This window comes from Mameliella sp. AT18, from assembly GCF_028807275.1.
In the GTDB taxonomy this organism is placed as follows: Bacteria; Pseudomonadota; Alphaproteobacteria; order Rhodobacterales; family Rhodobacteraceae; genus Antarctobacter; species Antarctobacter albus.
In genome coordinates, this window is record NZ_JARAMO010000062.1 from 32173 (window position 1) to 51815 (window position 19643).

The following is a 19643-nucleotide window of genomic DNA, read 5'->3' on the forward strand; positions in this document are numbered from 1 at the left end:
GGCAGCAGCCGGGGCGCCGGCCGGCCCCGCCCTCAGGCCCCCAGGCAATAGCGCATGATGGCCTTCTGCGCGTGCAAACGGTTTTCCGCCTCGTCCCAGATCACCGAGTGCGGACCGTCCATGACCTCGGATGTCACTTCCTCTTCGCGATGCGCGGGCAGGCAGTGCATAAACAGCGCATCCGGCTTGGCCGCTTCCATCAACCTGGCGTTGACCTGGTAGGGGCGCAGCATGTTGTGGCGCCGTTCCTTGGCGCTCTGCGCGTCGTGCATCGACACCCAGGTATCGGCGACGATCAGGTCTGCGCCTTCGACCGCACGCATCGGGTCGCGCTCGATGGTGATCGTCGCGCCCTCGTTGCGCGCCCAGCCGACGAACTCCATTTCCGGATCCAGCTGAACCGGGCCGGAAAAGGTTAGGTCGAACCCGAATTGACCGGCGGCGTGCAGGAAAGAGGCACAGACGTTGTTGCCATCGCCGCACCAGACCACCTTCTTGCCCGCGATCGGGCCGCGATGCTCTTCGAAGGTCTGCACATCCGCCATGATCTGGCAGGGGTGTGTGCGGTCAGTCAGCCCGTTGATGACCGGCACGCTGGCGTATTCCGCCATCTCTTCCAGCACGGATTCATCGAAGGTCCGGATCATGATCAGATCGACATAGCGCGACAGAACGCGGGCAGTGTCGGCGATGGTCTCGCCGTGGCCCAGCTGCATCTCGTTGCCCGAAAGCACCATGCTCTGCCCGCCCATCTGGCGCACACCCACGTCAAAGGAGACGCGCGTCCGGGTCGAGGGTTTCTCGAAGATCAGGGCCACCATGCGTCCGGCCAGCGGCTGGTCGTCGTCGGGGGCGGCCTTGGGCCTTCCGTTGCGGGCGGATTTCATCGACTTGGCCTGGTCGATGATCGACCGCAAGGCGGCCTTGTCGGTTTTGTGGATATCCAGGAAATGGTTCATGTCATTGTTCTTCTTGCAATTCGGGGGGGCGGCGGGCGCCACCCCCGATGTCCCTTTCGGCCAAAGACCGGTTTCAGGCAGAGGCCTTGGTAACGGCAGAAGCCGCGGCGTCGAGCCGTTTCAGCGCCTCGCCGATTTCGTCCTCGGTGATGTTCAGTGGCGGCAGCAGGCGCACGATATTGTCCGCGGCCGGCACGGTGATGACCTCGGCGTCATAGCCCGCCTTGACCACGTCCAGGTTTGTCACCTTGCATTTCAAGCCCAGCATCAGACCACTGCCGCGCACGCCCTCGAAGACATCCGGATGCGCCGCAACCAAGCCTTCGAGCTTTTGCCGCAGCAGCCCCGCCCGGGCGCGTACCCCGTCAAGGAATTCCGGGTCGGAAACGATGTCCATCACGGTCTTGCCCACGGCACAGCCCAGCGGGTTGCCGCCATAGGTCGAGCCGTGCGTGCCCGCAGTCATGCCGCAGGCGGCCTCTTCCTTGGCCAGCACGGCCCCCAGCGGAAAGCCACCGCCGATGCCCTTGGCGACCATCATGATGTCCGGTTCCACCCCCGACCATTCATGCGCGAACAGCCGTCCGGTCCGGCCGACACCGCATTGCACCTCGTCGAGGATCAGCAGGATGCCTTTTTCGTCGCACAACGCGCGCAGCCCCTTCAGGCACTGGTCGGGCAGGACGCGAATGCCGCCCTCGCCCTGCACCGGTTCGATCAGGATCGCGCCCACGGTCTCGTCGATGGCGGCGTGCAATGCGTCGTGATCGCCCCACGGCAGGGTCTTGAATCCGCCCAGCACCGGGCCGAACCCCTTGACCATCTTTTCCGACCCGGAGGCCGCGATAGCGGCAGAGGAGCGCCCGTGAAAACAGCCCTCGAAGGTCAGGATCGTGGTCTTTTCCGGCTGGCCCTTCTCGTACCAGTATTTCCGCGCCATCTTGACCGCCAGTTCGCAGGCCTCGGTGCCCGAATTGGTGAAAAACACCGTATCGGCAAAGCTGGTTTCCACCAACTTGTCGGCCAGCGCCTGCTGGTTCGGGATCTCGTAGAGGTTCGAGACATGCCAGAGCTTGCCCGCCTGGTCGGTCAGCGCCTTGACCAACTCCGGGTTCGCATGGCCCAGCGCGTTGACGGCGATGCCACTGCCCAGGTCCAGGAATCGGCGCCCGTCTTCCTCTGTCAGCCAGCAGCCTTCGCCCTTCACGAAATGCAGGGGCGCGCGGTTGTAGGTGGGCAGAACGGAGGGGATCATGTCGCAGTCCTCGAAAGTGTGGAAGCCCGATTGGTGGCAAGGCCCGGGGGCCAAGTCAAGAAGGGCCATGTTTTGAAGGGAGAAAAGACGCAGGACGTCACGCCCTGTCAGGGCGCGGGGAACAGTGAGCTCAGGCTCGTCGGGTTCGGATCGCGTGCATCATGCTGCGCAGATAGACGGATCACCGAAGAAAGAAAAGCGATAAAACGCAGGCACCTCAGTCCAGCCGCCGCAGGCCGGTGCGCGGCGGGGCGCTGTGCGGCAGGCGGATACCGCTGGCCAGCCCCAACCAATCCAGCGCCTGAATAAGGCGAAAGCCCGGATCCGACTGCCCCGGAAGGACGCCCAGCCGAGCGGAATGCGGAAAGGCGTGATGATTGCCGTGCCAGTTCTCGCCGAAGGTGATCGGGCCAAGACCCGGCAGGTTGTACCCCTGCACCGGCAGTCCGTCGATGGTCCAGTCCTGCTGCCCGCCCTTGTGGGCCGCGTGGCCGATGGCCCAATGTCCAGTCAGCGAGACCACGATCCGCAGCGACACCCCCCAAAGCACCCAGCCCCAGCCACCAACGGCAAACAGCACCAGCGCAACGGGCAGTTGTTGTGCCCACCACAGGCGTTCCATCCAGCGATAGACCGGGTCCTGCGCAATCTCGGGTTCGATCTCGAAAACCGGCGGATGGGCGAGGCGGAATTCGCAGTGCATCTGCCACCAGGCGTCTTTCAGAGGCCCGGCGCCGTGTGACGGATGCGGTGGGCAGTTGGCCTGTCGCTGGTGCCAGTCGCGCATGTCATGGGCACGTATCATGCCGAAAGGCCCTGCCATGCCGACGAGGACACCCAACCAGACAAGCAGGTATTCCACAGGCTTTGAGGTTTCGAAACTGCGATGGATCAACAAGCGGTGCATACCGACGGAGTGGCCGGCGCAAATGGTGATCCCCGTCAGCACCAGGAACACGGCCAGACCACTCCACGACGGGAAAGCCGTGACCGCCAGAACACCGCCCAGGGCATGTGCAAACCACCAGGCGCTTTTGCCCGGCGCCCAGTGGATACGGCCCGCGCAAGGGTCAGTGCCCGGAAGGGGCCTTACCCGCTCGCTCGCGACAACCTCGATCCTCGGGGCCGGGCTTGCGCCCACGGCCGGGCCCTGCGTGGCATGGAACATGGCAACCTGCACTTTCTGATGTGTCTGCCTCAGGATCGGCCCCGGCCTGTGTTCAAGGCAAGTCCGGGATTCCGCCGAACGCCGGTCCGGACCATCGGGACGAAGGGGAAACCCCGGGGCAATGCGGACGGCATTGCGCGCCACGGCCCGCGCGGCTAGCGTCATCGTCATGACAGCGCCTCTCATCGACAACCTGCAGTACTGCAACTTCTCGGAAAAGGTCTTTCGCCAGCTTCGCGCCGGCGGGGTGGACGCGATCCATGTCACCATTGCCTACCACGAGAGTTTCCGCGAGATGGTGCTGAACCTCGAACGCTGGAACCGCTGGTTCGAACGCTTCCCCGACCTGATCTTGCGCGGCACCGAGGCGGCGCATGTACGCGAGGCGCAGGAGACAGGCCGCACCGCCGTCTTCTTCGGCTTTCAGAACCCTTCGCCCATCGAGGACGACATCGGTCTCGTCGAGATTGCGCACCAGCTGGGCGTGCGCTTCATGCAACTGACCTACAACAACCAGTCCCTTCTGGCGACCGGTTGCTACGAGGAAGAGGACATCGGCCTGACCCGCATGGGCCGCGCCGTGGTGGCAGAGATGAACCGCGTCGGCCTGGTCATCGACATGAGCCATTCCGCCGAACGCTCGACCCTGGAGGCGATCGACCAGTCCACCCGCCCCATCGCCATCACCCATGCCAATCCCGACTGGTGGCACCCTGCCCTGCGCAACAAGTCGGACGCGGTGCTGCGCGCGCTGACAAACTCCGGTGGAATGCTGGGGTTTTCCCTGTACCCGCATCACCTGGCGGGCGGCACGAACTGTTCGCTCACCGGGTTCTGCGAGATGGTGGCAGAGGCCGCCGACCGCTACGGGGCGGAAAACCTCGGGATGGGCAGCGACCTGTGCCAGGACCAGCCGGACAGCGTGGTCGAATGGATGCGCGTGGGCCGCTGGACCAAGGACATGGACTACGGCGAAGGCTCTGCCTCGGCGCCCGGGTTCCCGCCCATGCCGGACTGGTTCCAGGACAATCGCGACTGGGACAATATCCGCGACGGGCTGCGAGAGATCGGCTTTTCACGGGTCGAGACCGATGGCATCCTGGGCGGCAACTGGCTGCGTTTCTACGAGACGAGCTTTGGCCCCGCCTGACCCGGCCTGAAAGGACCCCCCATGAAAGCCATGCTCTACGAGGCCTTCGGCGCCGCGCCGAAGATCACCACCCTCCCCGATCCCGCGCCTGCACGGGGCGGCGTCGTGCTGAAGGTCGAGGCGACGGGCCTTTGCCGCAGCGACTGGCACGGATGGATGGGCCACGACCCGGACATCGAGCTGCCGCATGTGCCCGGGCATGAACTGGCCGGCACCGTCGCGGCGGTTGGTGACGGCGTCACGCGCTGGTCCGAGGGCGACCGCGTGACCGTTCCTTTCATCTGCTCCTGTGGCAGCTGCCCGGAATGCCACGCGGGGCACCAGCAGGTTTGCGACAACCAGTTTCAACCCGGCTTCACCCATTGGGGCAGCTATGCCGAATACGTCGCGCTGCCTCAGGCGGACCTGAACCTTGTCGGGCTGCCGCCTGACATGGGGTTCGATACCGCGGCCAGCCTCGGCTGCCGCTTTGCCACCAGTTTCCGCGCCGTGGTCGACCAGGGGCGGGTCTCCGGCGGCGAATGGGTCGCCGTGCATGGCTGCGGTGGCGTGGGGCTGTCCGCCATCATGATCGCGCGGGCGATGGGCGCGCGGGTCCTGGCGGTGGACATCGACGCGGACAAGCTGGACATGGCGCGCAGCATGGGCGCCACGGCGGTCGTGGACGCGCGCGCCGGGAACGTGCCAGAGGCCGTGCGCGACCTGACGCGGGGTGGCGCGCACCTGTCGATCGACGCCCTTGGCCACCCCGAGACCTGCGCGAACTCGATCCTTTGCCTGCGCAAGCGCGGCCGCCATGTGCAGGTCGGCCTGCTGCTGGGCGACCAGAGCCGTCCGCCCCTGCCGATGGATCGCGTGATCGGCTGGGAACTGGAAATCCTCGGCAGCCACGGTATGCAGGCGCACCGTTATGGTGCCATGCTGGACATGATCGCCAGCGGCGCCCTGTCCCCAGACCAGTTGGTCGGCGACCGGATCAGCCTTGAAGAGGCGGCGCCTGCGTTGATGGACATGGACAGTTTTCAGGCGCGCGGCGCGACGGTCATCACCCGGTTCTGACCTCAGCCGCGCAATTCTTCGCGCACCTGCATCAAGATTTCGCCCAGCCGGTTCAGCCCCTGCCCGTCCGGGCCGCAGCCCCAGTAGGCATCCATCGGCGCGTTTTCGACGATCTGCGCGTCCCCCGTGGACAAGAGCAGGTCGCGCGGCCTCCGGTGCAGGGTGAACTTGTCAAGGACGGCCTCCATCATGATCCCGTCCTTGACTTCTTCCCAATCACTGCGGATCGGGATGTCACGGGTCATGCCCAGCGCCTTGGCCTGCTTCGGGCGCGAACACATGCGGATGCGTTCCCGGTGGGCGATGTCTTGGAACTTCATCGCCTGAAAATAATGTTCGACCGTGCGCCACCACAGGCCCTCCTTGTCCACGCCAAAGGGCGCGAAGTTCGAGAACTCTCCGTAAGGGTCGGTCTGGGCGTAGAAATAGATCGTGTCGGTCATGGCGCCAGAAACCCCGGAAGCGCCCGCAGTGCCAGTCCGGAATTCCCGATGTGTTTTCAGCCCCCCTGCGCGGCGATGGCGCCCAGGAAGATCGCCGCGCCGATCCCGATCAACTCGTCGGGAAAATCATAGTCGGGATTGTGCAGGGCCGGAGCCTCCTCCCCGGCCCCCAGAAAAAACATGGCAGAGGGCATCACGCTGCCGAACAGCCCGAAATCCTCGGAGGCACGCATGGGCACGGCGGCATCCTTGCGCGGCAGTCCTTCGACCGCGCGTTCCAGCAGGGCCACCGCCTCGGGCGCATTCACGCAATGACCAAAGGCCTCGTGCACCGTGATCTCCGTGCCAAAGCCCCGCGCCGCACCGGCGATCATGCCCCGTGCCTCGGCCTCAAGATCCGCCATCTGGTCATCCAGCAGTGTCCGCAGGGTGACATAAAGCTCGGCCTCGCCGGGCGCCACGCCGAATGCAGGCACGCCCAGCCGGGCATGGGTCACGGTGGCCAGCCGGAACCGCACGTCATCGGTCGGCAGATCACGGCTGAGCCCGGCCAGACCTGGGATCAGCGCGGCCAGCGCCACGCCGGGCGACATGCCGGTCTCGGGCTGCGAGGCATGGGCGGTGCGCCCGCTCAAACGCACGCGCAAGCCGCGCGAGGCACAGTTGGCTGGCCCCTCTCGCAATGCCACGGCACCCAGTGGCAAGCCGGGCAGGTTGTGCAGTGAAATTGCCATCCGCGCGCCCAGCGCGGCAAAGCGCGGGTCCGCCAGCACCGCGCGCGCCCCAGCCCCAGTCTCTTCGGCCGGCTGGAACAGCAGGATTACGCGACCCGCGGGAGGGGATCGCGACAAAACCTGCGCCACCGCGTGCAGGATCGCCATGTGACCGTCGTGACCGCAAAGATGCGCAACCCCCGGCTGTTCCGATCGCCAGGCTGGCGCGCCGGTTTCCTCGATCGGCAGCGCGTCCAGTTCGCACCGGATCACAAGCCCGTCTTGCCCGCTGCCAAAGACCGCCGCCACGCCGGTGCCCCCCAGCCCGGTGATAACCTCGGACGCGCCCAGCGCCCGCATTTCCGCGGCGATACGCACGGCGGTGGCATGTTCCGCCCCGGACAATTCCGGCGCCCGGTGCAGCGCATGGCGCAAGGCCCGCGCCCGTTGCAAAACGCTTGCGTCGATCGCATCCACTGCGGACATGCCTTCCCCCTTGCCGATAGAGCAGCCTTTCACGGCGCAGGCCCCCGATGCAAGCCCGGCAGGCTCTTCCCAGCTCGCGATCTAGCTGGCACAGTCACCGCATGAAGGATCTCGTCTGCCCCTCGCCCCGGACCGGACTGCGCCCGCCGTCGCAGGTCATGCGCCTGCACCGCATGGGCGCAAGCTTTCCGACACGATTGAGCTTTCTGCGGGTTCTGACCCGACGCCTGGCCGCCGAAGGCGCCAGGCTGCGGCGCCCGGTCTGGAATATCGGTGCGGAGGGTTTTGGCCATGCGGTCTATACCATTGCACTGGGCGGGCACGACTACAGCCTTGTCGCCGTCTCGACCCATCTGCCAGACGAGATGCGCACCGACCGCGTAATCGCGACCGCCTGGGACACGGCCTATGTCCTTTATGATGGCGTGCCCGACTCCGATGAAATCGCCCGCATCTGCGCCGCCGCTCCGCAACAGGAGGCCGCCCGCTACACGGAAAGGGACCTGGTCCTGTCGCGTGCCAACAAATCCGTGCGGCTGTTTTCCCACGTGATCGAACGCCTGCGCGCGGGCCGGCAACCGGATGAGGCGCTGGTCAACGAGGTCGGCTACCTGATGCGGACAACGGCGGTTTACGGGAACGGCAAGTTCGGCATCGCCGACCGGGGGCTGATCGCGGGCCGGCCGGGGATCGAAGGTCCCTTTGCCGCCGAGATGCTGACGGTCTGGATGATCCGCAGCTTTACCCACGATCTTGTCGAGCACCTGGGCGGCACGGCCCTGGATCCGGCCCTGAAACGCCACCTTGGAATCGGCAATTCCACCGGGCTGGGCATGGCGCCCTTTCTGGTCTCGCATCCCGTTTTGCTGAACAACTGGATGCAGGCGCGGGAAACCGCCCTGGCCAGGGTTCGCGCCCTGCCCACGCTGGGACGCGAAGACCGCACAAGGCTGACCACCCTGTGCGATCGAGTGGCCGCGCACCTTGTAGAATGGCAGGTGCCAGCCCCCGACCACCAGGCGCGGATCGACCTGATCCGGGCCGAATGGCCCGCAATCCGCGGCTTTGTCGAGGAGCTTCCGCAGGACTCGCCGGTCGACGCGCTGATCCGCCGGTCCGAGGCCTTTTCGGTCGACACGCAGGAGCTTTGTGTTGCGCTGGCGCTGGAACCCTTCGGGGACATCGTGGACGACCTCGCCGCGGGCATGACGGACCCGCTGGCCCCGTCGGTAAACGGGTTCGACGACGCCCAATCCCTTCGCACGGCCATCGAAACGCATTTCGATTGGGTGCTGCGGCTGGATTTCGAAGAGACCGCACAGCAACGCCGCTTCTGGTACGTCTCCGAAGAAAAGCTTGAACCCAGGCTGGGCGATCGTTTCGACGACCCCGGCGCGGACCGCGAAAGCCCGCTGGACATTGCGCGGCGCGTGCAGGCGCTCTGGCATGCGCTGGACGGCGTCACGGACCTGCGCGCCTTTCGCGCCGCCCGGCCCGAGCATGAGCTGGCCATAGCCCGGGTTGCCTGCCTGGCCGCGCATCCCTATGCCGAAATCCGCGACAACCTGATCGCCGAAAGCTGTCTGCCCATCGACATGTTGCGCTGCAAGCTGGCCTTTTTCGGCGCCACCAAGTTCGATCCAAAATCCGATCGCTGGACACGCATCACCCTTGCCCAGGGCGCCCCGCTGCCCGAGGACCTGGGAACTGCGCGGGCCGATGACTGGTGGCTTGCGGGGTTGGGCGCATGAGCTACTCCGCCAATGAAATCGCTACGTTGGCCCAGAAGGCCGCGCGCGGCGCTGGTTTTCCGCCTCACCAGGCGCAGGTCTTCGGCGCCGCGACGGTGGAATTCCTGGCCAGCGGAGGAGAGGCGCAGGCCCTGCTGGACGCGCTCTCCGATCCTGATGACAGCCCGATCCTGCGCCTTCCGCTGCTGGTCGAAGACATCCAGCGCGCGGTGGACCTCGCCGGTCCTGAGATCACCCTCACCCTGCAACCGGGGGACGAGGCGCTGGCCCCGGCCTATGCCCGCCTGACCGCCCTGCACATCACGCGCGCCGAGCTGGGCCAAAGCGAGGACGGACTGCCCCGGTTGTGCCTGGACACCGCCCCCGTTCAGGGCGCGGCCCCCACCCTCCCCCCGCGCATCGCGGCAGATCCGGCGCTGATAGACCGGCTGTCCACCCTCGCGGCCCTGACATATGTCCCGGCCACGGACAGCTCGCGCAGCGCCGGCGCCGGAGCGGGCGACATCGACAACGACTGACCCGGGCGCGGCTTGCCCATTCCGGCGCCCCGTGCTTCTCTCCGCCAAAATTCAGGAGAGTCCCATGCCCCACCCTTTGCTGACCCAGGCCGACATCGACGATTACCAGCGCAATGGCGTGGTCGTTGTGCGGGGGCTCTGGGCTGACCAGGTTGAAACGCTGCGCGCCGGAGTGGCCCGCAACATGTCCGAACCGGGTCCCTACGCGGCAGAAAACCTCAAGGAGGGCGAGGCCGGGCGTTTCTTTGATGACTACTGCAACTGGCAGCGCATCCCCGAGTTCGAAGAGGTCATCCGCAGCTCTGCCGTGGCCGAGGTCGCCGCGGACCTGATGCGGTCGGACAGCGCGCAGCTGTTCCACGATCATGTGCTGGTCAAGGAGCCGGGTACGTCAAAGCCCACGCCCTGGCACCAGGACGGCCCCTATTACTTTGTCGAGGGTCGCCAGACCGTCAGTTTCTGGAGCCCGCTGGACCCGGTGCGCGAAGCCACCCTGCGCTGCGTCGCCGGATCCCACCTCTGGGAAAAGCCCGTGCTGCCGACGCGTTGGCTGTCCGAGGAGGATTTCTATCCCGAAGCGGATGCCTACATGCCGGTGCCGGATCCGGACGCCGACGGCATGGAAGTTCGAGAATGGGCGCTGGAACCAGGCGACGCCGTGGCCTTCAACTTCGCCGTCCTTCACGGCGCGCGCGGCAATGACAGCCCGACGCGGCGCCGTGCCTTCTCGTTGCGGCTGGTGGGCGATGACGCGCGCTATACCACGCGACCCGGCCCCACCTCTCCGCCGTTCCCCGGCCACGACATGACCGAGGGCCAGCGCCTGCGCGAGGATTGGTTCCCGGTCCTGTTCAACCGCTGAATCCGGTCCGACGGGCGCCTCTTGGGTCAGCAATTCAAAGGGCGGTGGGCTGTCTCAGGCGAAAGGATCGTCCGGATAGCCCACGCCCATCAGGCTAAGCCCGTCCGGTGGGCAGACCGGCCCGCAGGCGGCGCGCGACCGCGCCTCGAGCGCCGTCTTCACGTCCTCCGGTGCCCAGGCACCGGCGCCGACCCGTTCCAAGGTGCCCACGATAGACCGCACCTGGTTGTGCAGGAAACTGCGGGCCCGCAGGAAAAAATGTACTTCGGGACCGGCCAGCCCCTCGACCCGCCTGATGGTGATCTCGTCCATCGTCTTGACCGGCGATTTTGCCTGGCACATGACGGACCGGAAGGTGGTGAAGTCGTTCTGACCCAGCAGGTGGGCCGCGCCGTCGCGCATGGCATCGACGTCAAGCTCGTGGTTGACCCGCCAGACCTGCCCCGCCTCCAGCGTCGCGGGCGCCCGCCGCATCAACAGCCGGAACAGGTAGCGCCGTTCGACCGCTGAAAACCGTGCGTGCCAGTCATCGGAGACGGCCGATGCCGCGCGGATCGCCACCGGTGCGGGCTTGAGGTGAAAGTTCAGCGCCTCGGACAGGCGAAAGGGATCCCAGTCCTTGTCCATGTCGCAATGGGCCACCTGCCCGCGTGCGTGCACCCCGGCATCGGTGCGCCCTGCGGCGGCGATGGTATGGTCGCGCGGTTCCAGCCGGGCCAGCGCCGCCTCGATGGCTGCCTGAACCGAAGGCTGATCCGCCTGCCGCTGCCAACCCGCGAAGGGACGGCCGTCATATTCCACCAAAAGCGCATACCTGGGCATGACGCGCCTCCTAGCCGTACACCGGACCAAGGGCAATCCCGCCGGGCTGTCCCGCGCGCGGCAAGACGGGGATGGGCGCGTGGGAGACGCGCCGCGCGCGGGGCGCAACATTGCCCACATTCCCCCTGTCCGCCTCTGGCCCCGCACCGCGGCAATGACTAAGTTCGCATCCGAACCGAAGGGAAAGGCCCGGAACTCATGGTCATTGGCGCCATCGCCGACACGCTCACCCGGAGCGTCGAGAATGTCACCGGCACCTTGTCGGAAACCTTCTTCGAACCGACCCTCCGGCTGGGCGTCACCGGGCTGTCCCGGGCGGGCAAGACCGTCTTCATCACCTCGCTGGTGGCGAACCTGATGGACCGCGCCCGCATGGCGCAACTGGTGGCCGAAAGCGAACAGCGCATCCTCTCGGCCTTTCTGCAGCCCCAGCCCGACGACACGCTGCCGCGCTTCGACTACGAAACCCACCTGGGCGCCCTGACCGCCCGCACGCCGCATTGGCCGGACAGCACCCGCGCCGTGTCGGAACTGCGTCTGTCGCTGAAAATCCGGCCCGCCGGACTGCTGGCGGGCCTGCAGGGGCCGCGCACCCTGCACCTCGATATCGTCGATTACCCCGGCGAATGGCTGCTGGACCTCTCGCTGATGGACAAATCCTATGCCGAATGGTCCCAGGACATGCTGGAACGGCTGGAGCTTCGTCCCGGCGGCCCGGAAACGCTGGACCGGATACGGGCCGAAGACGGCAGCGCCGAACTGGACGAAACCCGCGCCCGCGCACTTTCGGAGGCCTATACACAAAGCCTGCACGCCGCCCGCGCCGCCGGATTTTCCGACTGTTCGCCGGGACGGTTCCTTCTTCCCGGGGAACTGGAAGGCTCGCCCGTGCTGACCTTTGCGCCGCTGCCTGCGGTCAGTGGCGCGCCACGCCGCTCGCTCTACCGCGAATTCGAACGGCGCTATGACAGCTACAAGTCGCGCGTGGTCAAACCCTTCTTCCGCGACCATTTCAGCCGCATCGACCGGCAGATCGTGCTGGTGGATGCGCTTGGCGCCATCCATGCCGGGCCGCGCGCGATGGAGGACCTGCGCCGCACCCTCGCCGAGATCCTGACCGCCTTCCGCCCCGGCACCAATGCCTTTCTGACCAACCTGCTGATGGGCAAGCGGGTGGAAAAGATCCTGTTTGCCGCCACCAAGGCCGATCACCTGCACCATCTGCAACACGGTCGCCTGACCGGCATCATGGAGGCCCTGACCCGCGAGGCGCGCGACCGAGCGCGCTTTGCCGGGGCCGAGACGCAGGCCATGTCCATCGCCGCCCTGCGCGCGACGACGGAACAGATGATGCCCCATCAGGGCAGCGAACTGCCCTGCGTGCGCGGCACCCTGATGGACAGTGGCAAGCAGGCGGCCTTCTACCCCGGTGAATTGCCGGAAGATCCGACGCACCTGCTGGGCAGCGCCCGCGAAGGGGCGGAAAAATGGCTCGATCAGGATTACTCGGTGATGAATTTCGCCCCAGCGCCGCTGACCCTGAAACCCGGCGAAGGCCCGCCGCACATCCGGCTGGACCGCGCGGCACAATTCCTGATTGGGGATCGGCTGTGACCGCCGAAACGATTACCCTGCGCGCAGCGGACCCGGGCGATGCCGGACGGCTTGGCGCGATGATCACAGAGGCGGTCGAGGCCCGCGCATGGAAACCGCGCTTGCATTCGGCGGCGCAGGACATCTCGCACGCGGGCACGCTGATTGATCGCGGCTGGGTCACAGTGGCAGAGCTGGGGCCGGAGGTTGCGGGGTTCCTCGCCCGCGAGGGGTCTGAAATCCACGCGCTTTTCGTGGCGGGCTGGGCGCAGGGGCGGCGGCTGGGCAGCGCATTGCTGGACCATGCCAAGGCTCGCGCCGACCGGCTGGAACTCTGGACATTTCAGCAGAACGCGGGCGCGCAGCGCTTTTACCTGCGCCACGGCTTTGCCGAGACGGGTCGCACCGATGGCGACAACGAAGAAGGCCTGCCCGACATCCATTACCTCTGGCGCCGCGATGCGGGCGCCCTGCAGGAGCCTGTGACATGAGCCAGCACCCCAAGGGTCCCGTCCTGATCGACCTCGACGACGACGGCGCAACGCCCAGCCCGTCCGAAGCGCCCCCCGTCCCCGAACCGCACCTGCCCCCGCCAGAGGGGGCCGCCATGACCACCGTCGCGGCGCTGGCCACGCGCGATCCGTCGCCGCTGGCGCGCTGGTTCTGGCGGCTGCTGCTGGCGCTGGTGGGCACGCTCGTTTCCATCGCGGCTTGGCGCTTTGTAACCGATCTGATCGCCAGCAACGCGATGCTCGGCTGGGCCGTGTCCGCGCTCTTCGCCGCTTTCGGGCTTGTCTGCCTGATGATCATCATCAAGGAAATCGCGGCCTTCTCGCGACTTGCACGGATCGACGCCCTGCACCACGCTGCCGAAACCGCCCTGGCCGACGAGGACTTGGCCGGGGCGCGCAAGCTGACCGACGACCTGGTGACGCTTTACAAGGGGCGCGAAGACACGCGCTGGGGGCGGGACAAGCTGAAATCCCGGCGCGACGAGATATTCGACGCCTCCGGCCTTCTGACCCATGCCGAGGATTCGCTGCTCGCTCCGCTGGACACGGCGGCGCGGCGCGAGGTCGAGGCAGCGGCGCGGCAAGTGGCGACCGTGACGGCACTGGTGCCGCTGGCGCTGGCCGACGTGGTGGCGGCGCTGACCGCCAACCTGCGGATGATCCGCCGGATCGCCGAGATCTACGGCGGGCGCTCGGGCACGCTGGGCAGCTGGCGGCTGACGCGGGCGGTGATGTCCCACCTTGTCGCCACGGGGGCCGTGGCGGTGGGCGACGACATGCTGGAGCCGATCCTGGGCGGCGGCCTGCTGGGCAAGCTGTCGCGGCGCTTTGGCGAGGGGATGGTCAACGGCGCCCTGACCGCACGCGTCGGCGTCGCGGCGATGGAGGTCTGCCGCCCCCTGCCCTTCGGCAAGGGCAAACGCCCCTCGGTCCGGGCGATCATCCGCAGCTCGCTTAGCGGCCTCGTGATGCAGGACAAAGGGTGACACGGCCGGCTTGCGCGGGGTCCGGCATTCCGGACCTGTGCAGCGCCGGCCCCCCGTCCTAGACTGCGCGACCGAAGACATCGGAGACCGTCGACGGATGGAAGCGCTACTCGTTATTCTGGGTTTGGGCCTGCTGGCTCTGCCCATCGTGGTGATCGTCACGGTCGTCATGCAGGTCCGCACGCGCCGCGAGGTGCGCGCCTTGCAGGCCCGCCTGCAAGACCTGGAACGCAGCCTTGCGCAAACCACCCGTCCAGCCCCGACAGAGCGGCCAAGGCCCGCGCCTGTGTCCGCCAGCGCGCCGCGGGATGCAGCCCGATCCGCCACACCGCAGCCGGCCAACCTGTCGCCCGCGCCCGGAGAGGCCCCCAAGGCGCCCGCGAAACAGGCCCCGGCAAGTCCCCCCGCTCTGCCGCCAGCGCCCGCCCGTACCGAAGCCCCCCGCCCCTCCGCGCCTTCCCCGGCCGCACCCTCGGCCTTTGACCGGCTGGGCCGCTGGCTGCAGGAAAACTGGTTCTACGCCATTGCCGCCGTCTCGCTGTCGCTGGCCGGGATCTTCCTGGTCCAATACGGGATCGAAACCGGATTGCTGACGCCCACCGCCCGCGTGATCGCGGCGTTGGTGTTCGGCGCCGCCCTGATCGCCGGAGGAGAGACCATCCGACGGCGGTTCGGCGACGACGAAAGCAGTTCGACCGTCTACCTGCCCTCCGTGCTGTCGGGCGCGGGCCTCGTCTCGCTGATGGGCGGCATTCTTGCGGCGCGGCTGCTGTATGACCTCGTCGGGCCAGGTTTCGCCTTGTCGGCGCTGTTCGGCGTCGCACTGTTCGGGCTGGTCCTGGGCTGGCGGCATGGCCCCTTGTTGGCCGCCATCGGGTTGATCGGCGGCATGGGCGCCCCCTTTGTCGTCGGTGGACAAAACGACGCGCCCGAGTGGTTCCTGGTCTACTTCGGCCTGCTCGCAGGCATGGGCTTGGGCATCGACACGCTGCGTCGCTGGGCCTGGGTCAGCGTGCTGTCGGTGGTGCTGGCGCTGGGCGCCGGGCTGCTGCTGGCGACGTCGGGCGGTGAGGCGATGATGGCGGGCTTCGCGGCCTTTGGCGTCGCGCTGGTGATCATGGTCCTGCTGATTCCTTCGCGCGGCTTGGCACCCGACCATGAGGGACCCGGCCTCGTGCAATCCGTGCTGGAGACCGGCGCTCGCGGACGGCCCGGTTTTCCGCTGATCCTGGCCCTCGGCACATTGGCAGCGGCCTGCGCGATCCTCGTCCATGCCGCGCCTGAAAGCGCATTGACCTGGCGGTTGTCTCTTGCATTGGCCTCGGGCCTGGCCGTGGCATTGACGCTGTGGTCACGCGGAGCGCCCGCCTTGCAGGAACTGGTGGCACTGCCGGTTCTGACCCTTCTTGCGCTGATCGGAATGCCGGATCTGAACGCCCCCGCGCAAGACGTGCTGACAGCGCGGTTCATCGCCGGGCAAGAGCTGACCGAACAGCGGATGCTGATGGATTTCACGCTGATCCTGCTGGCAGCGGTGCTACCGGGGCTGGCTGCGGCCTGGCGCAGCCTGCAACCCGGGGGCCACGCCGCCTGGGCCGCGGTCGCGGCCCTGATCGCCCCGCTTGCGGGGTTGGCGCTGGAATTCGGCTGGCACCCGGCGATGATGATCGGCGCCTGGCCCTGGGCGCTTCACGCTCTGGCACTGGCGGGGCTGATGGTGGCCAAGGCGGCGCGGTTTGCCCAGGCCGACCCCGGGGACCGGCTGCGGCCCGCCCTGGCCACGGTTTCGGCCCTGGCCTGCATCGCCTTTGCCCTGACCGTCCTGCTGACCGATGCCGCCCTTACGCTGGCACTGGCGGCTGTCGTGGTCAGCGCCACCGCGCTGGACCGGCGGTTCGACCTGCCACAGATGACAGGCTTTGTCGCGGCGGGCGTGCTGGCGTTGGGCTATCGGCTGTTGATCCAGCCGGGGCTCCCCTGGGCGCTGGAGGCGCCGGTGCTGGAGATGCTGGCCGCCTATGGCGGAACCCTCACGGCCCTGCTGGGCGCGCTGATGCTGGGCCAGTCCCGGCTACGCCCCCGCGCGCAGGTCTTCCTGGAAAGCGCCGCCTGGTCGGTGGGCGGCATGACGGTCAGCCTGACGCTGTATCACGCCATCGAGGCCTACGTGGGCCACGTCCCGAAAGAGGCGCATTGGGCGCTGGGTCTTTATGCGACGATCTGGATCGGCACCGCGCTGGCCCAGCTGGAACGCCTGAAGGCGGGCGACGCGCTGCGCTGGCTGCGCGCCGGGCTGGCGGCTGTCTTTGGCCTGGTGTCGCTGATCTGGGTCGCGCTGGGGGTAACCCTGGGCAACCCGCTCTTCGAAGAACAGGTGGTACACGGCCTGATCGGGGTGAACACGCTGATTCCGGCCTACCTGCTGCCGGCGGCGGTTCTGTTGGCGGGCGCCCTTCGGCTGACCCACCTGCGGCGCTGGCTGCGCGTGGTGATCGGCGCGCCCGGTGCTCTCCTGGCGCTCTTGTGGCTGGGACTGGTGATCCGCCACGCCTGGCAGGGCGGCACGTTGATGCACACCGCCAACGGCATCACCGACGGCGAGCTGTACAGCTATACCGTCGGCCTGCTGCTGGCCGGGGCCGGGCTGTTCTACCAGTCGCTGGCGCGCAGCTCTGACGGGTTGCGCCGGGCCGGCGTCGCCGTGATCGCGCTGGCCGTGGCCAAGGTCTTTCTGATCGACATCTCGGGACTGGCGGGCTTGGTCAGGGTGTTTTCCTTCCTGTTGCTGGGCCTGTCGCTGGCGGGGCTGGCATGGGTCAACCGCTGGGCACAGACCCGCGCCACACCGACGCCCGAAGCCTGAGGGTGCGACGCCCGCGCCCTTGACCGCAGGCGTCGGGCGCGCCAACCAAGAGGGGCCGAACGAGGGAGAGCGGGCACATGGACCTGCCGGAACATGGCCATTCCGAAGGCGAGATCGCCGAGCGCCTGGCCCACCCGCCGGGCCGTGGCGACCTGAGCGATGCGGTCTATGGCGCCATCGACGGGTGTGTAACCACCTTTGCCATCGTCGCAGGCGTGGCGGGCGCCGGGCTATCGCCCTTCGTGATCGTGGCGCTTGGGCTGGCCAACGTGCTGGCGGACGGGTTTTCGATGGCCGCCGGGAACTTCTCGGCCACCAAGGCCGACCGCGACAACAAGCTGCGCCTGCGCCAGGTCGAGGAACGCCATATCCGCCTTTACCCGGATGGAGAGCGCCGCGAGCTGCGCGAGATCCTGCGCCAGAAAGGCCTGTCAGGCGCAACGCTCGACGACGCGGTAGAGCAGATCGCGAAGAACCGCCAGATCTGGATCGAGACCATGCTGGAAGGCGAGTACGGCATCGGCTCTGTCGATCCGCATCCAATGCGCGCCGCGCTGGTGACATTCGGCGCCTTCCTGGTGGCGGGCGCCGTGCCACTCCTGCCCTTCCTGATCGGGCTCGCGCATGGGTTCACGGTGGCCAGCGTGCTGACGCTGGTGACCTTCTTTGCCATCGGATCGCTGAAAAGCATCTGGTCGCTGGCCCCCTGGTGGCGGTCGGGGCTGGAGACGCTGGCCATCGGCGGCGTGGCCGCGGGGATCGCCTACTGGGTCGGTTCCTTGTTCGGGTAGCCGGCAGGGAAGTCGGGTATACCTCACTCGCGCCAAACGGGAGTCCGGCACAGGATGGCGCTATTGTTTCCGCCCTTTCCCATTTGCCCGGACCCTTTTTCCCATGATCGATTTCCTGTCCACCGCCGAGCCAGAGGACATCTTTCGCGCCATCGGCCTCTGCGGGTTCTTCCTTTATGTCGGCGTGTACGCGGCGCTCAGCTTTCGGCTGGTGACCGGGGATTGTCTGACCTATTTCGTCGGCAATACGGCGGCCGCGTCGCTGGTGCTGATCGGCCTCAGCCATGAATTCAACCTGGCCTCGGCCCTGATCCAGGTGTTCTGGATCAGCATCGGCATCGCGGCCATTGTCCTGCGCCTGGTACGCAGGGGATCCGACCGCCGGGCAGAGGCTGCCCGGGCAAGGCGCGTCACGCTTCGGGAGGCGCGAGAGAACCGAACGGCGGCAGAAGGTCCCCGCAGACAAGCCGCGTCAGGATACCCTGAATCGGTTTCAGCGTGGACATCGGGTACAGCACCCTGTCGCGCAGGATCGGCAACAGGCGGCTGTCGCCCTGGTACTGCGGCGTGAAAAGCCGGCTCATCAACTGGTAGCTGCGAACGTGCCAGCGCCGCGCCCGGGCATAGGTCAGCGCGGCCAGCGGCAGGTCATCATGTGCCAGCTTCAGAGCCTGCGCCAGGGCCCAGGCATCCAGAAGCGCCATGTTCGCCCCCTGCCCCAGCTGCGGGCTGGCGCGATGTGCCGCATCGCCGATATGCACAACGCCCTCGCGAAAGGGGCGCCTCAAGGTACCATGCGCGTAGCGCGCCATCGTCATCTGGCCCGGATCGGTGATCTGGCTGATGAAGGGCGCGAAATCAGGCCAGAGCGCCACGGCCTCGGCCTGCCAGTCCTCCAGACCTCGGTCCAGCCAGGCCGCATGACTGCCGGACGGCAGAGACCAGAAGATCGCGCTGCGAAATCCCTCCTGCCCGGGAACGGCCCCCACCGGCAGGACGCCCATCATCCGGTCGGCGCGGCGATAGGCTTGGCGCAGCTCGTTGCGTGGCAAATCGGTCCTGTCCGGCCAGTTGACCGTCGCCCAGAGTGCGCCGTAGCCCAGCGGCCGGGCGCGCATCGGCGACAGCGGAGAACCGGCGCCGGTGGCATCCACGATGAGATCGAAAGGACCTGCGCTGCCATTCTCGAACAACAGCTTGCCGTCCTTTTCACCGGTGACGCGATGCCCGGGCTCCAGCCGCGCACCGGACGCCATAGCGGTGTCGAACAATGCCTGGAACAGGGCGGCCCGGTGGATCGCCAGGCCAAACCGGGGCACACCCGGCGCGTCATAGGCCACGTCAAGCACAGGGAGCCCGCTGTTGGCCTCGTGGCCGAACATGCGGTGGATGCGGTTGCCCTTGGCCATCGCTGCGGGCAAGGCGCCCAGCTGTTCCAGGACGTCCAGGCCCACCGGCTGCATTACCAGCCCCGAACCGACCGGCGCGGGCGCCTCGAACTGGTCGAAGACGGTCACGTCGTGGCCGGACTGCCGCAGCGCCGTGGCCGCCGCCAGGCCCCCCATTCCGGCTCCGGCGATCGCGATGTCGAGTTTTCTGGACATGCCGCCCCTCCCAACCGACAGGGAAGCCCGGAGAGGCACGACAGCGCAAGCGGCGCACTGCCGCAGGAGGCCTGAATTTCCTGCAAACCGCGGCGACTGACGCAAAGA

The 19643-nt window shown here is 67.4% G+C and carries 17 protein-coding genes and 1 pseudogene; 11 read left to right on the top strand and 7 right to left on the bottom strand.

The window, feature by feature from the left end; all coding sequences use genetic code 11:
- Window positions 1–32: 32 nt before the first annotated feature.
- The 3 genes from argF to PVW46_RS07910 all read right to left on the bottom strand — a co-directional run bounded on the left by argF (window position 33) and on the right by PVW46_RS07910 (window position 3553).
- Window positions 33–959: an ornithine carbamoyltransferase gene (gene argF / locus PVW46_RS07900; RefSeq protein ID WP_069209905.1), complete on the bottom strand. Its 927-nt coding sequence runs from the start codon at window positions 957–959 to the stop codon at window positions 33–35.
- A gap of 73 nt (window positions 960–1032) precedes the next feature.
- Window positions 1033–2214 (bottom strand): aspartate aminotransferase family protein, encoded by a 1182-nt coding sequence (locus PVW46_RS07905; protein WP_069209906.1) that lies wholly within the window; start codon window positions 2212–2214, stop codon window positions 1033–1035.
- Between the two features lie 217 nt (window positions 2215–2431).
- Complete coding sequence (locus PVW46_RS07910) at window positions 2432–3553, bottom strand: acyl-CoA desaturase (RefSeq protein WP_274575496.1); 1122 nt, start codon at window positions 3551–3553, stop codon at window positions 2432–2434.
- Between PVW46_RS07910 and PVW46_RS07915 the strand changes: the two genes are divergently transcribed.
- Together PVW46_RS07915 and PVW46_RS07920 are read left to right on the top strand one after the other, a co-directional pair.
- Window positions 3552–4532, top strand: a complete 981-nt coding sequence (locus PVW46_RS07915; protein WP_069209917.1) for a membrane dipeptidase — start codon at window positions 3552–3554, stop codon at window positions 4530–4532. The genes PVW46_RS07910 and PVW46_RS07915 overlap by 2 nt on opposite strands.
- Before the next feature lie 21 nt (window positions 4533–4553).
- On the top strand, window positions 4554–5591 hold the full coding sequence (locus PVW46_RS07920; RefSeq protein WP_069209908.1) for a zinc-dependent alcohol dehydrogenase family protein: 1038 nt from the start codon (window positions 4554–4556) through the stop codon (window positions 5589–5591).
- Between the two features lie 2 nt (window positions 5592–5593).
- Here PVW46_RS07920 and ybiA read toward each other — a convergent pair whose 3' ends face one another.
- Window positions 5594–6034: a riboflavin biosynthesis intermediates N-glycosidase gene (gene ybiA / locus PVW46_RS07925; protein WP_069209909.1), complete on the bottom strand. Its 441-nt coding sequence runs from the start codon at window positions 6032–6034 to the stop codon at window positions 5594–5596.
- 56 nt (window positions 6035–6090) lie between these two features.
- The gene (locus PVW46_RS07930; RefSeq protein WP_069209910.1) at window positions 6091–7233 is read right to left on the bottom strand and encodes an amidohydrolase; all 1143 of its coding nucleotides are present in this window, start codon (window positions 7231–7233) and stop codon (window positions 6091–6093) included.
- 101 nt (window positions 7234–7334) lie between these two features.
- Here PVW46_RS07930 and PVW46_RS07935 point away from each other — a divergent pair, with 101 nt between their 5' ends.
- From PVW46_RS07935 to PVW46_RS07945, 3 genes are all read left to right on the top strand, one after another.
- Complete coding sequence (locus PVW46_RS07935) at window positions 7335–8984, top strand: hypothetical protein (protein ID WP_274575499.1); 1650 nt, start codon at window positions 7335–7337, stop codon at window positions 8982–8984.
- Window positions 8981–9502 carry a hypothetical protein gene (locus PVW46_RS07940; RefSeq protein ID WP_274575501.1) on the top strand — a complete coding sequence of 174 codons (522 nt, stop codon included), beginning with the start codon at window positions 8981–8983 and terminating at the stop codon, window positions 9500–9502. The genes PVW46_RS07935 and PVW46_RS07940 overlap by 4 nt, the downstream gene beginning before the upstream one ends.
- A 64-nt stretch (window positions 9503–9566) precedes the next feature.
- Window positions 9567–10364: a phytanoyl-CoA dioxygenase family protein gene (locus PVW46_RS07945; RefSeq protein ID WP_069211527.1), complete on the top strand. Its 798-nt coding sequence runs from the start codon at window positions 9567–9569 to the stop codon at window positions 10362–10364.
- Between the two features lie 54 nt (window positions 10365–10418).
- Here the strand turns inward: PVW46_RS07945 and truA are convergent, their stop codons facing one another.
- Window positions 10419–11186 carry a tRNA pseudouridine(38-40) synthase TruA gene (gene truA / locus PVW46_RS07950; protein ID WP_069211528.1) on the bottom strand — a complete coding sequence of 256 codons (768 nt, stop codon included), beginning with the start codon at window positions 11184–11186 and terminating at the stop codon, window positions 10419–10421.
- Between the two features lie 198 nt (window positions 11187–11384).
- Here truA and PVW46_RS07955 point away from each other — a divergent pair, with 198 nt between their 5' ends.
- The 6 genes and pseudogenes from PVW46_RS07955 to PVW46_RS28740 form a co-directional block, all read left to right on the top strand.
- Window positions 11385–12800 (top strand): YcjX family GTP-binding protein, encoded by a 1416-nt coding sequence (locus PVW46_RS07955; protein ID WP_069211529.1) that lies wholly within the window; start codon window positions 11385–11387, stop codon window positions 12798–12800.
- Window positions 12797–13270: a GNAT family N-acetyltransferase gene (locus PVW46_RS07960; RefSeq protein ID WP_232786192.1), complete on the top strand. Its 474-nt coding sequence runs from the start codon at window positions 12797–12799 to the stop codon at window positions 13268–13270. Before PVW46_RS07955 ends, PVW46_RS07960 begins: the two co-directional genes overlap by 4 nt.
- Window positions 13267–14277: a YcjF family protein gene (locus PVW46_RS07965; protein WP_069211530.1), complete on the top strand. Its 1011-nt coding sequence runs from the start codon at window positions 13267–13269 to the stop codon at window positions 14275–14277. The genes PVW46_RS07960 and PVW46_RS07965 overlap by 4 nt, the downstream gene beginning before the upstream one ends.
- Window positions 14278–14374: 97 nt before the next feature.
- On the top strand, window positions 14375–17140 hold the full coding sequence (locus tag PVW46_RS07970; protein ID WP_274575511.1) for a DUF2339 domain-containing protein: 2766 nt from the start codon (window positions 14375–14377) through the stop codon (window positions 17138–17140).
- An 83-nt stretch (window positions 17141–17223) separates the two neighbouring features.
- The gene (locus PVW46_RS07975; RefSeq protein ID WP_083242265.1) at window positions 17224–17931 is read left to right on the top strand and encodes a VIT1/CCC1 transporter family protein; all 708 of its coding nucleotides are present in this window, start codon (window positions 17224–17226) and stop codon (window positions 17929–17931) included.
- A gap of 103 nt (window positions 17932–18034) precedes the next feature.
- Window positions 18035–18286: pseudogene (locus PVW46_RS28740) on the top strand (CBU_0592 family membrane protein); the annotation flags it as partial.
- Between the two features lie 55 nt (window positions 18287–18341).
- Here PVW46_RS28740 and PVW46_RS07980 read toward each other — a convergent pair.
- Window positions 18342–19535 carry an FAD-dependent oxidoreductase gene (locus tag PVW46_RS07980; RefSeq protein WP_069209124.1) on the bottom strand — a complete coding sequence of 398 codons (1194 nt, stop codon included), beginning with the start codon at window positions 19533–19535 and terminating at the stop codon, window positions 18342–18344.
- Window positions 19536–19643 lie beyond the last annotated feature (108 nt).

Excerpts from the sequence above, each read along its gene's own strand:
- argF (WP_069209905.1), bottom strand. The coding sequence starts at position 959 with ATGAACCATTTCCTGGATATCCACAAAACCGACAAGGCCGCCTTGCGG.
- PVW46_RS07905 (WP_069209906.1), bottom strand. The coding sequence starts at position 2,214 with ATGATCCCCTCCGTTCTGCCCACCTACAACCGCGCGCCCCTGCATTTC.
- PVW46_RS07915 (WP_069209917.1), top strand. The coding sequence starts at position 3,552 with ATGACAGCGCCTCTCATCGACAACCTGCAGTACTGCAACTTCTCGGAA.
- PVW46_RS07910 (WP_274575496.1), bottom strand. The coding sequence starts at position 3,553 with ATGACGATGACGCTAGCCGCGCGGGCCGTGGCGCGCAATGCCGTCCGC.
- PVW46_RS07920 (WP_069209908.1), top strand. The coding sequence starts at position 4,554 with ATGAAAGCCATGCTCTACGAGGCCTTCGGCGCCGCGCCGAAGATCACC.
- ybiA (WP_069209909.1), bottom strand. The coding sequence starts at position 6,034 with ATGACCGACACGATCTATTTCTACGCCCAGACCGACCCTTACGGAGAG.
- PVW46_RS07930 (WP_069209910.1), bottom strand. The coding sequence starts at position 7,233 with ATGTCCGCAGTGGATGCGATCGACGCAAGCGTTTTGCAACGGGCGCGG.
- PVW46_RS07935 (WP_274575499.1), top strand. The coding sequence starts at position 7,335 with ATGAAGGATCTCGTCTGCCCCTCGCCCCGGACCGGACTGCGCCCGCCG.
- PVW46_RS07940 (WP_274575501.1), top strand. The coding sequence starts at position 8,981 with ATGAGCTACTCCGCCAATGAAATCGCTACGTTGGCCCAGAAGGCCGCG.
- PVW46_RS07945 (WP_069211527.1), top strand. The coding sequence starts at position 9,567 with ATGCCCCACCCTTTGCTGACCCAGGCCGACATCGACGATTACCAGCGC.
- truA (WP_069211528.1), bottom strand. The coding sequence starts at position 11,186 with ATGCCCAGGTATGCGCTTTTGGTGGAATATGACGGCCGTCCCTTCGCG.
- PVW46_RS07955 (WP_069211529.1), top strand. The coding sequence starts at position 11,385 with ATGGTCATTGGCGCCATCGCCGACACGCTCACCCGGAGCGTCGAGAAT.
- PVW46_RS07965 (WP_069211530.1), top strand. The coding sequence starts at position 13,267 with ATGAGCCAGCACCCCAAGGGTCCCGTCCTGATCGACCTCGACGACGAC.
- PVW46_RS07970 (WP_274575511.1), top strand. The coding sequence starts at position 14,375 with ATGGAAGCGCTACTCGTTATTCTGGGTTTGGGCCTGCTGGCTCTGCCC.
- PVW46_RS07980 (WP_069209124.1), bottom strand. The coding sequence starts at position 19,535 with ATGTCCAGAAAACTCGACATCGCGATCGCCGGAGCCGGAATGGGGGGC.